Origin of the sequence: Vibrio sp. CK2-1, from assembly GCF_021726515.1 — a bacterium.
In the GTDB taxonomy this organism is placed as follows: Bacteria; Pseudomonadota; Gammaproteobacteria; order Enterobacterales; family Vibrionaceae; genus Vibrio.
Window position 1 is genome coordinate 177,527 of record NZ_JAKKCJ010000005.1, and the last position, 12,397, is coordinate 189,923.

At 43.1% G+C, this 12,397-nt stretch carries 10 protein-coding genes and 1 rRNA gene; 5 read left to right on the top strand and 6 right to left on the bottom strand.

What is annotated here, in order from left to right; translation table 11 throughout:
* Positions 1–260: 260 nt before the first annotated feature.
* Positions 261–989 (bottom strand): outer membrane protein assembly factor BamD, encoded by a 729-nt coding sequence (bamD, locus tag L3V25_RS13870; RefSeq protein ID WP_144387499.1) that lies wholly within the window; start codon positions 987–989, stop codon positions 261–263.
* A 160-nt stretch (positions 990–1,149) separates the two neighbouring features.
* Between bamD and rluD the strand changes: the two genes are divergently transcribed.
* The 3 genes from rluD (at position 1,150) to clpB (ending at position 5,547) form a co-directional block, all read left to right on the top strand.
* On the top strand, positions 1,150–2,121 hold the full coding sequence (gene rluD / locus L3V25_RS13875; RefSeq protein ID WP_237296092.1) for a 23S rRNA pseudouridine(1911/1915/1917) synthase RluD: 972 nt from the start codon (positions 1,150–1,152) through the stop codon (positions 2,119–2,121).
* 6 nt (positions 2,122–2,127) lie between these two features.
* Entirely contained in the window at positions 2,128–2,865 is a 738-nt protein-coding gene (pgeF, locus tag L3V25_RS13880; RefSeq protein ID WP_237296093.1) for a peptidoglycan editing factor PgeF, read from the top strand.
* A gap of 105 nt (positions 2,866–2,970) precedes the next feature.
* The gene (gene clpB, locus L3V25_RS13885) at positions 2,971–5,547 is read left to right on the top strand and encodes an ATP-dependent chaperone ClpB (RefSeq protein WP_237296094.1); all 2,577 of its coding nucleotides are present in this window, start codon (positions 2,971–2,973) and stop codon (positions 5,545–5,547) included.
* A gap of 63 nt (positions 5,548–5,610) precedes the next feature.
* Here the strand turns inward: clpB and L3V25_RS13890 are convergent, their stop codons facing one another.
* From L3V25_RS13890 to L3V25_RS13910, 5 genes are all read right to left on the bottom strand, one after another.
* Positions 5,611–6,600, bottom strand: coding sequence for a 2-oxoglutarate and iron-dependent oxygenase domain-containing protein (locus L3V25_RS13890; protein ID WP_237296095.1), 990 nt, complete (start codon positions 6,598–6,600; stop codon positions 5,611–5,613).
* 116 nt (positions 6,601–6,716) lie between these two features.
* The gene (locus L3V25_RS13895) at positions 6,717–7,190 is read right to left on the bottom strand and encodes a nucleoside deaminase (RefSeq protein WP_237296096.1); all 474 of its coding nucleotides are present in this window, start codon (positions 7,188–7,190) and stop codon (positions 6,717–6,719) included.
* An 11-nt stretch (positions 7,191–7,201) separates the two neighbouring features.
* Positions 7,202–7,975, bottom strand: coding sequence for an ABC transporter permease (locus tag L3V25_RS13900; protein ID WP_237296097.1), 774 nt, complete (start codon positions 7,973–7,975; stop codon positions 7,202–7,204).
* Positions 7,976–8,025: 50 nt separating this feature from the next.
* Positions 8,026–8,841, bottom strand: coding sequence for an ABC transporter ATP-binding protein (locus tag L3V25_RS13905; RefSeq protein ID WP_237296098.1), 816 nt, complete (start codon positions 8,839–8,841; stop codon positions 8,026–8,028).
* Entirely contained in the window at positions 8,838–9,845 is a 1,008-nt protein-coding gene (locus tag L3V25_RS13910; RefSeq protein WP_237296099.1) for an ABC transporter substrate-binding protein, read from the bottom strand. Before L3V25_RS13910 ends, L3V25_RS13905 begins: the two co-directional genes overlap by 4 nt.
* Positions 9,846–10,332: 487 nt before the next feature.
* On the opposite strand from L3V25_RS13910, the gene L3V25_RS13915 reads away from it, so the two are divergent.
* Positions 10,333–11,685, top strand: coding sequence for an amidohydrolase family protein (locus L3V25_RS13915; RefSeq protein ID WP_237296100.1), 1,353 nt, complete (start codon positions 10,333–10,335; stop codon positions 11,683–11,685).
* A 584-nt stretch (positions 11,686–12,269) separates the two neighbouring features.
* A 16S ribosomal RNA gene (locus tag L3V25_RS13920) occupies positions 12,270–12,397 on the top strand; the annotation flags it as partial.

Consider the following 12,397-nt stretch of genomic DNA (forward strand, 5'->3'; position numbering starts at 1 on the left):
TAGACAAAAGCTGGTGATATTAGAGGTTGAAAAGGCTTGTTATTTGTCTGGATTTAAGTAGATTGAATGGAATGGCTACTAGAGATTAACGTTTTTAGGGGCGCTGTTTGAGCCTAAAATTAGGGCGCTTATTTTATCGACACTTCTTTGCGGTACTACTTCTACTCAAATACTCACTTCTCGCTTTTTTAAAAACAAAAAAAGCAACCGAAGCTGCTTTTTTTGTTGTTTCTCTATTTGATTACGCTTTCAGTATTCGACTACTTCTTTTTGTTAAGCTCGATAAGTTGTTCTGTGCGTTTAACCGCATCATCTAACCCAAGCTCTTTATAGGCTTCTAGCTGAATTTTTAATGAATCTCGCGCGGCAATAGTATCCGGGTAGGTTTTTTGGATCTCTTGGCAACGGTTGATCGCAGCCACCCAAGCTTCGCGACGCAAATAAAAATCGGCAGAAGAAAGATCATATTCCGCTAAACGGTTTTTTAATGAGTTTAAACGAGCACGTGAATCTGCCGCATATAGGCTATCAGGGTAGCGTTCTAGTAAACGTTTGAAATCAATAAAGGCGGCTTTTACTGGCTCAGGATCTCTATCGTGACGATCCATGTTAAATAGCGAGTGCATAAAGTTGGAATCTTGCGCCATGTGGGTCAAACCACGCATGTATAACACCCAGTCAGAGCGTTCATGAGTCGGATTTAAACGGGTAAATCGCTCAATCGTGGCTAAAGTTAATGGGTAGTCACCATTTTTGTAGTAGGCAAAAATCAAATCTAACTGTACTTGGTCTGAATACGGACCAAATGGGTAGCGAGAATCTAATGCTTCTAACTTTTTAATTGATTCAGCCCAGCTACCAGCTTGAAGTTCTTGCTGAGCTTGGGTGTAAAGATCCGATGGCGGAATGTCTGGTACTGCGTCTTTGTTGTCAGCACAGCCAGCAAGAAAGAGTAGGGAAATAAGTCCCAAAAGGTATTGGCGTTTCATCGTGAGGAGAAAATTCCTTGAATTAAATTTATCGCGTCCGTTACTTCTTACAACTTAACAGATACAATGGTGAATAACACTATTTTACCAATAACGGTGAATAGCCCTATTTTATCCATATTAATGGATATTAGTCTCATGGTTTTTTAAAAAGTTCGATATGGCTCAGCAGATAACACGCACCGATACAGTTAAAGATTCTCAATTAGGCCAACGCTTAGATCAAGCGATTGCCGAATTATTTTCAGAATTCTCACGTTCACGCTTAAAAGAATGGTTGCTTGAAGGCAAGGTTCAAGTGGACGGTGAAGTCATCACTAAACCTCGTATCCGTGTCATGGGTGGAGAAGCGATTACTTTGTTAGCCGAGCTTGAAGATGAAGAACGTTGGGAAGCTCAAGATATTCCACTCGATATCGTTTATGAAGACGAGCATTTATTAGTAATTAATAAGCCGAGAGATTTTGTTGTTCACCCAGGTGCAGGTACACCGGATGGCACGGTATTGAATGCGTTGTTGCATCACTACCCTGCGATTGCTGAAGTACCTCGTGCGGGTATTGTGCACCGTTTAGATAAAGACACGACTGGTTTGATGGTAGTGGCGAAAACGGTTCAAACACAAACTCGCTTAGTTCGTGCCTTGCAAAAACGTAGAATCACTCGTGAATATGAAGCGATCATCCTTGGTAACATGACCGCTGGTGGCATGGTTGAAAAACCAATTGGTCGTCACTCAAGTAAGCGTACCTTGATGGCGGTGAACGAATTAGGTAAGCCTGCGGTAACTCACTACCGTGTGGCGGAGCATTTCCGTGTTCATACTCGTATTCGTTTACGTCTTGAAACGGGCCGTACCCACCAAATCCGTGTTCACATGTCATATATTCAACATCCATTATTAGGTGATATTGCTTATGGTGGCCGTGCGCGTATTCCTAAAGGGGCTTCACCTGAATTAACGAATATGATTCGTAGCTTTGATCGCCAAGCACTACACGCGGTAATGTTGAAGTTTGTTCACCCTGCAACGGGAGAAGAAATGAAGTTCCATGCACCGATTCCACATGACATGGTGGTGATGACGGAAGCATTGCGCAAAGATGCGAAAGAAAACTTCGAAGAGGAATAAGGTGAGATGAATAATATTGTTCTACCAAATTGGCCTGCGCCTAAAAACGTCAAAGCGTTTGGCTCTACTCGTTTGGGAGGAGCATCAACCGGTGTTTATCAAGGGTTAAATCTTGGTATGCACGTCAATGATGACAGCAATATTGTTCAAGCTAATCGTGATGAAATCGTGCAGTTGCATAATATGCCGACGTCACCGGTTTGGCTAAATCAAACCCATTCGACCAAAGTGGTTGAACTATTAAAACCAACACAACAAGTGTTAGATGCTGATGGTTCGATCACGAGTCACAATAAAATTGTGTGCGCTGTAATGACCGCTGATTGCTTACCGGTACTGTTAACCAACACCGATGGTACTCAAGTTGCAGCGGTTCATGCGGGTTGGCGTGGACTTGCCGATGGTATTTTAGAAAATGCCGTGCAGCAGTTTACTAAGCCGAGTCAGGTAATGGCTTGGTTAGGTCCTGCTATTGGCCCAAGTGCATTTGAAGTTGGGGAAGATGTTTATCAAACGTTCACCCAGCATGATAGCCATGCGCAAGATGCTTTCATTCAGCATCCATCTCATTCCAACAAGTGGTTGGCTGATATGTCGATTTTGGCAACTCAGCGATTAAACCAAGCTGGAGTAGAGCAAGTGTTTGCTAGCCAACGTTGCACTTTCTCTGAGCCAGAAAACTTCTATTCTTATCGCCGCGATGGCGTGACAGGCAGACAAGCGACCTTTATTTGGATTGAGTAAATAGAGTTATTCGCTTTTTCTACTTGAAAAGATCCTCCCTAGCATCCATTTATAAGCCATAACTAATGTATCTCTTTGATAACTTTCTTAGAGTGGAGGCTTAATATGCGTTTCGATAAATTTACCAGTAAATTCCAGCTTGCCATTTCTGATGCGCAATCTCTTGCGCTAGGCCGTGATCATCAATTCATCGAGCCTGTGCATTTAATGCAAGCATTGCTAAATCAAGATGGCAGCACTATTCGTCCTATTTTTACCATGCTAGGAATTGATGCCACTCAACTGCGATCTAAAGTTGCTCAAGAGTTGGATAAATTACCTAAAGTCACTGGTATTGGTGGTGATGTTCAAGCTTCTAAGAGCCTAGGTAACTTACTGAACGTCTGCGATAAAATTGCTCAACAACGTAAAGACAGTTACATCTCTTCTGAACTGTTTTTGCTGGCAGCGGTGGAAGATAACGGCCCACTAGGCAAAATGTTTAAAGAGTTTGGCTTAAATAAAGCGAATGTCACTAAAGCGATTGATGAGATCCGTGGTGGACAAAATGTTGACGATCCGAATGCGGAAGAAAAACGTCAAGCCTTAGAAAAGTACACCATTGATTTAACCGAACGTGCTGAGCAAGGCAAACTTGATCCTGTGATTGGGCGTGATGATGAAATTCGTCGCACCATTCAGGTTTTGCAACGTCGTACCAAAAACAACCCTGTATTGATTGGTCAACCGGGTGTTGGTAAGACTGCAATCGTTGAAGGCTTAGCTTTGCGAATCGTTAATAACGAAGTACCGGAAGGGTTACGTAATCGTCGTGTGCTTTCGTTAGATATGGGCGCATTGATCGCCGGTGCGAAATATCGCGGTGAATTTGAAGAGCGCCTAAAAGCGGTATTGAATGAACTGGCGCAAGAAGACGGTAACGTGATTTTGTTCATCGATGAATTGCATACCATGGTGGGTGCGGGTAAAGGCGAAGGCTCGATGGATGCCGGTAATATGCTGAAACCTGCTTTGGCTCGTGGTGAGCTTCACTGTGTGGGGGCGACGACGCTGGATGAATATCGTCAATATGTCGAAAAAGATCCTGCATTAGAGCGTCGTTTCCAAAAAGTGCTGGTGGATGAACCTACGGTTGAAGATACCATTGCGATTTTACGTGGTTTGAAAGAGCGCTATGAGCTGCATCACCATGTTGAAATTACCGATCCTGCGATTGTGGCGGCGGCAAGTTTATCTAACCGTTATGTATCGGATCGTCAGTTACCAGATAAAGCGATCGATTTGATTGATGAAGCGGCATCGAGTATTCGTATCCAGATGGATTCTAAACCGGAATCGATGGATCGTTTAGATCGCCGTATTATTCAATTAAAAATCGAGCAGCAAGCACTGTTAAACGAAAGTGATGCAGCAAGTACCAAGCGTCTTGCGATTCTTAACCAAGAACTGGAAGAGAAAGAGCGTGAATATTCTGAGCTAGAAGAAGTGTGGAAAACTGAAAAAGCCTCACTTTCTGGTACTCAACATATTAAAACTGAACTGGAGCAAGCTCGGTTGGATATGGATGTGGCTCGCCGTGCTGGTGACTTACAACGAATGTCTGAGTTGCAATATGGCAAGATCCCAGAGCTAGAAAAGCAATTGGAGAATGCCTCACAAGCCGAGAATATTGAGCTGACGTTGCTGAAAAATCGCGTGACTGATGCAGAGATTGCCGAAGTGCTATCACGCCAAACTGGTATTCCAGTATCGAAAATGCTCGAAGCGGAGAAAGCTAAATTACTTTCGATGGAAACGGTGTTACATGAACGTGTGATTGGTCAGAAAGAAGCGGTAGATGTCGTGTCGAATGCGATTCGTCGTAGTCGTGCTGGGCTGTCGGATCCGAATAAACCGATTGGCTCTTTCTTGTTCCTAGGTCCAACCGGGGTAGGTAAAACCGAGCTATGTAAAACATTAGCGAACTTTATGTTTGATAGTGAAGATGCCATGGTTCGGATTGATATGTCGGAGTTTATGGAGAAACATTCGGTGTCTCGTTTAGTCGGCGCGCCTCCGGGTTATGTTGGCTACGAAGAAGGTGGTTACCTAACCGAAGCGGTCCGCCGTAAACCTTACTCGGTGATTTTACTTGATGAGGTAGAAAAAGCGCATCCAGATGTATTTAATATTTTATTGCAAGTGTTAGATGATGGACGTTTGACTGATGGACAAGGCCGAACGGTAGACTTTAAAAATACCGTGGTGATCATGACATCCAACCTAGGCTCTGATCGTATTCAAGAAAAGGCGGCAACGTCAGATTATGAATCGATGAAAGCCGAAGTCATGGAGATCGTCAGCCAACACTTTAGACCTGAGTTCTTGAACCGCGTGGATGAAAGTGTCGTCTTCCATCCATTAGGACAAGATCAAATCAAGTCAATTGCCTCGATTCAGCTTGATCGCTTACGTCAACGTATGGCGGAAAAAGAGTATGAATTAGAAGTGAACGAAGACGTGTTGTCTTTGGTTGCGGCAGTCGGGTTTGACCCGGTTTATGGGGCTCGACCATTGAAACGTGCGATCCAACAAATGGTCGAAAACCCATTGGCTCGTTCGATTCTGGCTGGGGAGCTAATTCCTGGGCAGAAAGTCCATCTAACGGTGAAAGATGATGAGATCGTCGCTCATCAGTCTTAATTAAATCGTCAATGAATCAAAGGGAGCAATTATCTGCTCCCTTTTTTATGTCTTACTATTCAGCTATTTCGCAAAGTTTGCCTTAATTCTCATGTTCAAATACTCTTCGGCAGTCATTGCTTGATATTTTTTATTCGGCCCTTGAATAACTTGATCTTTATTGGCCTGACAGAAAAATGCCATGCTATAGCGTGAACCTTGATTTTCTTCAGGGTAGGGCATGCGAACGCGGTGCAATGTCGATTTCAACTTGTCATCACTCCAGCGCATTAACATATCGCCAATATTACAAGTGATCACGCCAGCTTGTGGCTCTACATTACTCCAGACCTGTTGATGCTGAGAATCCTTCCCCGCGGCAACTTGTAATCCGCCTTGATTCGGTTGTTGGAATACCATAGTCAAACAATCAAAATCAGTATGAGCGCCCGCGCGCCAATGTTCTTCGCCGTGTGGCAGTTGCGCCATTGGTAAATAGTGAAGTAGCCTTAATGTACTTTGATATTGCTCTGAACTCGGTTGGTGGACTTGCGTGAAAAAGTCGCGTTCAAATCCCAGTTTATCGGCAAAACAAGACAGGATATTCATACCGAGTTGCCACGCTTGAGATTCAAAATTGAGCATATCTTGCTGGAAACTGGTTAGAGCCGCTTGGTTTGGCCATATTCCTTCCATGTGAGGACGCGTGATTTGGTAGGATTCTTTTTGATCGGCAGTACCTGTGGAAGGGCGAACCTGTTGCTTAAATTCCCAACCGGCATTTTTTCCTGGTTTTAGGCTTAACGGCTGTTTTTGTTGTTGAGGAAGAGAGAACAATTGCTCACTAAGTTGAAAGGCGTGTTCAATATCCTCTAGAGCAATGGAGTGGTTTTTAATTTGAAAGAAACCGACTTGGGTGGCGGCTTGCCATAGTTCTTCTGTGACCTCTGCTCGGCGAGATTCAAATTGGCTCATATCTATGATGGGAATATTGCTATGTTCCGCATCAATGCCTTTTCCGCCGATGGTAGTTTCAAATTGCAGTTCATCTAGTGCGTAAGCTGTCGTTGTCATATTATTTCTCCAATAGTTAAGCGTGTGCTTAGTGATTGGAGCAATGCCCAGCAATGGTTACCCATTACAGACCGCTTCTACTCCTGTTGTGTTTATTCTGCTATGTATAAGAAGGTTTACCAAACACCATCATGTATTTGCGCCGCTTGCTCTTCCATCAGTGGACCAATGATTTCAATCGGTCGTTGTCCTGCTGAAAAAACAGTACGACAAGGTAGATCTAAGGTTGGGTTCTCAGGGTGATTACCGGTGATTTGTTTTAGCCGATGTTCACTTAATCCGTAAACCACTCTCCCTACGCCCGCCCAATAAATCGCTCCGGCGCACATGGCGCAAGGTTCGGCAGAAATATACAGAGTGCAGTCTTTCAAATAATCAGGGCGATATTTTTGACTCGCTTCCGTCATGATTAATCGCTCAGCATGGCCGGTCATATCTTTATTCGGTAGATAGCCATTGATTTGTTCAAGCAGCACTTCGCCTTTTTCGTTGACTAAAATTGCCGCAAAAGGATGAATGCCTTGCTGCTTGGCTTTTTCAGCTAAATCGAGACTTTGCTGTAAGTGTTTTTTGTCTTGTTCTGGTGTCATGTGCTTGCTCCTTAATGGCTTTTATCTTGAGGTAAGCTCCAAGCGAAGAAACCTTTTTGAATCCAATGCGCGGATTTAAATAGCAGCATGCTCACCGCAGAGAGAAACACTAGGGCTGCAAAAGCTTGCGGGATCTTAAAGTATGACGTTGAAAATTGAACAAAGTAGCCTAGGCCTTTTTCAGCAGCGACAAATTCTGAAATAACCGCGCCAATCACCGACAGCGTAATAGCCACTTTGACACCACTAAAGATGTGGGGAATGGCATAAGGTAGGCGAATTTGCCAAATGGTTTTTGCTCGCGACACGTTGAGTGACTTGGATAACTCTATTAATTCCGATGGGGTAGATAACATGCCGGTTGTGGCAGAAACGACTAATGGGAAAAAGGTAATTAAGCAGGTAATGGCTAAACGTGGTGCATCTCCTGTACCTAAAATCACAATAAGTAGTGGCGCAATGGCAACCACTGGTGTGGATTGTACGATTACCAGTAGTGGGAAAACCGCTTTAGTTAAAAACTTGGAGCTGACCATCATTATCGCTAAAGGAATACTGACTAACAGCGATAAGCCAAAACCTAATAATGCGATTCTTAATGTTGCCCAGAGGTTATCGAGCCAGCGTTCAGCCGAGACTTGCATAAAGGCTTCTGCGATAGCCGATGGTGCTGGCAAAATAAAGTTAGGGATCTCAAATGCGCGGCAGATGATTTCCCATATCGGTAGAATAGCCAGCATCGCCAGTAATGGTAGGCTATTTTTATAAAGCTTTTTAATAGACATACTATTTCCTTATAGTGACGTCGTATGAACAAAGAGTATCGCTAGTTAGGCTAGGCGACAGTCCTTATTTGAGAGACATTGCTTTCGTTTTCTTGCTGAGTTGAAGGGGGGGAGTAAAAATGCTCCCTGATTTTCCCTGTGTATTCAGCAAATAGTCGATGTTGAATGGTCTCGAGTGTTCTAGGTCTAGGTAGATCGATATTAATTTCTTCTACCACGGTACTTGGACGAGGGCCCATCACTAGTACTTTGTCTGACAGTAAGACCGCTTCAGATATCGAGTGAGTGATAAATAACACGGTTTTAGGCTTCTCATTCCACAGGCGTAGTAACTCAAAGCCCATTTCTTCTCGGGTCAGTGCATCTAGTGCGGAAAATGGCTCATCCATAATTAAAATATCAGGATCAAGTAACAGCGCTCGTGCAATGCCTAATCGTTGTTGCATACCGCCGGAAAGTTGATCCGGCATGCTGTTATGAAAGTCTTTTAATCCCACTTTGTTGATCAGCTGTTTAGCAAAATCACGCTCTTTATTGGTGATATGACCAAATTTATGCTTGAGTGGAAACAATACGTTTTCGAGTACATTCTTCCACGGCAGTAAGGTCGGCTTTTGAAAAACAATCCCGATGTCTTCTCTCGGTTCGGTAACTTGGCGGCCAAAGATTTCGACTTGGCCTTCGGTCGATTGCATTAATCCTGAAAGTAATCTCAGCAAGGTGGATTTACCACAACCAGAAGGGCCAACGATCGAAATAAACTGGTTCTTCTCAACATCAAAATTGACGTTGTTTAACACTTTTACCGAGCCATTGTCACTGTGGTAGGTGTGGCCAACTTGTTTGAAAGAAACAAAAGGGTTCATGATTTACCTCCCGGCATAAAGTCACGAGAAATAGCGCTTTCAGGATCAAATTTATTGACGTCGAGTTGTTGAGCTTCCGCTGTCCATTTCCAAGTTTCAGCAAGGCGCTCTGGGGTAAAGGCACCGATGCCATCTTTATTACTGACTTCATTAATCACTAAGTCTTTAATCGACATAATGGTATCGGCGGCTTGTTGGGTATCCACTTCGGGCACCATTTTATGAACATCTTGCGCGCTTTGCTGCGGATGTTCCCATGTATAGGCAACGGCTTTGGCATAAGCTTTGATAAACCGTTTCGCGACATCAGGCTTTTCCGCTAAGAAACGATCACTGGCAATAAGTGAAGAGGAATAAAAATCTAACCCTGCATCATGCCAAGGTAGGATCTTCAATTTCTTTCCTACTGCCTTAGCTTGGCTTTGGTTTTTAACTGTATCAGTGACCCAAGAGATCATTACATCTGATTTGCCGGTGATCAGCATAGGGTTCAGTGCGCCCGGATCGGCTTTGGTGACTTTCACGCTGCTTTCATCAACATGGTTTTTACGTAGTAGTAGGGGTAAGAATACGTTAGCAGAAGTGAAAGGAGAGGTTGCCACGCTTTTATTGGCAACATCTTTTACCGAGTTAATGCCTGAATCTTCTAATACATAAAAAGCATAAGGCGCTTTGCTGAAGACAGAATAGACCGCTTTCACTGGCACATCATCATTGGCCTTAGCGACCAATAGTGATACGAGATCAGAAGAACCTATGTCTGCAGTACCGGTTGCAACCTTGGTGATAGCATCGGTTGAGCCTTTACCTTGGCGAATGGTGACATCAAGATCTTGCTCGGCAAAAAAGCCTTGCTGAACGGCAACATAAACTGGTGCTTTATCTCCCCCCGGTAGCCAGTCGAGTTGGAAGTTGACTTTGTCAGCGGCCATGACATTGACGCTGGTGGATAGTGCAGCTGTGGTTAATGCTAAGTGGATGCATTGCTTGATTGAAAGTTTCATTTGGTTCTCCTTTACTCAATATAATTCCATATGGGCTTAATGATGATTCATTCAGCACTTTGGCAATTTTTGGTAATGGTGAGCAATGTCCCGATGTTTTGCATCTAACCGCTTCTACTCACAGCTGTGGTTGTCATACATAGTTAATAGAGCAAACGGTATGCCAGTTTCATATAAAAAGTGGAAAATTGAATTTATTGTTAGGAATAACATTTATTTAACATCTGGTTTTCTGTTCGATTATTTTATTGCGATGTAACTTGGATGAAGTAGGTTGCGTTGAAAAAGTGCAGAAAGTTAGCTGTGCATTTATTTGGTGCAACAATTCTTATACTGGACAATATAAAGCTATATATAGAGGGAATGACTTTCTGGCTTATTAATTGCTAGCTGAGTATGAATGTTATGTTAGGTGAGTAGAAGCGGTTAGGTGCGTTGGCGCTGGGACATTGCTCATATCATGTCGAAAGATAGTGATGGAGTGATTATGAAATATCTAATTAAAAATGCACAAGGGATAGTAACGGAACAAACAGCAACAGATATAAGAATAGAGGGGGGGATAATAACAGAAATAGGTACCGACCTTCTTCTGCAAAAAGGTGAGGAACGGATTGATGCCAGCCAATGTGTGGTTTATCCCGGCTTCGTCAATACCCACCATCATTTAGCTCAGTCTATATTAAAAGGTATTCCTGCTGGACTAAACCAGCCACTAGGTGATTGGCTTGCTAGTGTGCCTTATCAATATTGGCCAAAGATTACACCAGAAATCATGTACAGCGCAGCATGCCTTGGATTTTATGATTTGATTCGTTCTGGTGTGACAACTTGCGCGGACCACCATTATCTATATCACGCGAATACGTCACCTGAATTAGAAGCGGCAGTGTGGCAAGCGGCGGAAGATATGGGAATACGTTTGGTACTTTGTCGAGGTGGCGCGACAACCAAAGGAACACACAAAGGACTCGCCAAGGCTGGGATCGAACCAGAATCTATCGATCTAATGTTACGCCGACTGGATGATAGCTATAGTCTATACCATCAAAATACCGATATGCCGATGCGGCAGCTGGTGGTGGCACCCACGAGTTTAATCCACTCTTCTCCTGCTGAAGATTTAAAACAGCTATCGTCTTTTGCACGTCAACGTAACTTAAGAATGCACTCTCATCTATTAGAGGTGGAATTTGATCAACAGCAGTCGCTAGCTAAATACGGGAAAAGTACTGTGGACTATGCCGCTGAATGTGAATGGCTTGGTAGTGATGTTTGGTTTGCCCATTTAGTTCAAGCTAACGAGCAAGAAATAAGAACACTGTCTGAAACAAAAACAGGTATTTCACATTGCCCTACGTCTAATTGCCGATTGGGTAGTGGAATCGCTCCTATTATTGAAATGGAACAAGCGGGGATGAATATCAGCATCGGAGTTGATGGTTCGGCTTCTTCGGAATCAGGCAGTATGCTTCAAGAAGTGAATCTAGCTTGGCTACTACATAGAGCAACTCATGGCGCAGCAAGTACGAGTCTAGAAAATGTCGTTAAATGGGGAACTCAAAATGGGGCTTCGCTATTAGGTTTGGATAAGGTAGGCAAAATAGAAGTAGGTTTCGCAGCTGATATTGTACTTTATGATTTAAACCAAGTGCGTTACCAAGGATGTCATTCAACTTTATACGCGCCTATCTTATGTGGTGAGCCTGCCCAGATAAAACTAAGCATGATAAATGGCAATGTGGTTTATCAAAATGAAAGCTGTTTAGTTGATAAAGAAAGACTGATAGCTAATGCGAAATCTGCATTTCGTGATTTACTCGCTAGAGTAGGTAGGTGAGATATACCTTATATTTTCACTTTTCTGTGGAAAACCTGTGTGTTTAATTAGAGTAAATATGTATAAATAAAGCTTTGAGTGTAAAGTGAGCATACGATGTTTATTTTTAATGTTTTTGATGAAAAGTGCTTGCCAAGATGAATCGGATCTCTATAATGCGACCTCACTGACACGGAGCACACAGCCTAGCTGCAGCAACGAGTTAGAGGTCAGAACCTTCTCAAAAAGGTTTGCGGAAAAAGTTTTAAAAAAGTGTTTGACACGAGCTTTTAACTCGCTAAAATGGCCGCCCTGTTCAACGAGACGCACTAAGCGCTTTCAATAAGAACAACGCTCTTTAACAATTTAAACCTATCAATCTGTGTGGGCACTCGTTGATGATAATCAATATAGCTCGTCTCTTTTAACGAAGAGGGGAAGCAAAATGATTTCAATGAACTGAGTGACCAAATCGATTATTAGTTTACTAATAATTGGCACAGTCAATTCATTATCATTCTGTTGGAATGATAATAGCTTTAAAGTTACTTCTTTTTTTAAGAAGAATAGTTTTGAAGTCAGTATTCGTTGAGTCACAAAATCTTAAATTGAAGAGTTTGATCATGGCTCAGATTGAACGCTGGCGGCAGGCCTAACACATGCAAGTCGAGCGGAAACGAGAAGTAGCTTGCTACTTCGGCGTCGAGCGGCGGACGGGTGAGTAATGCATAGG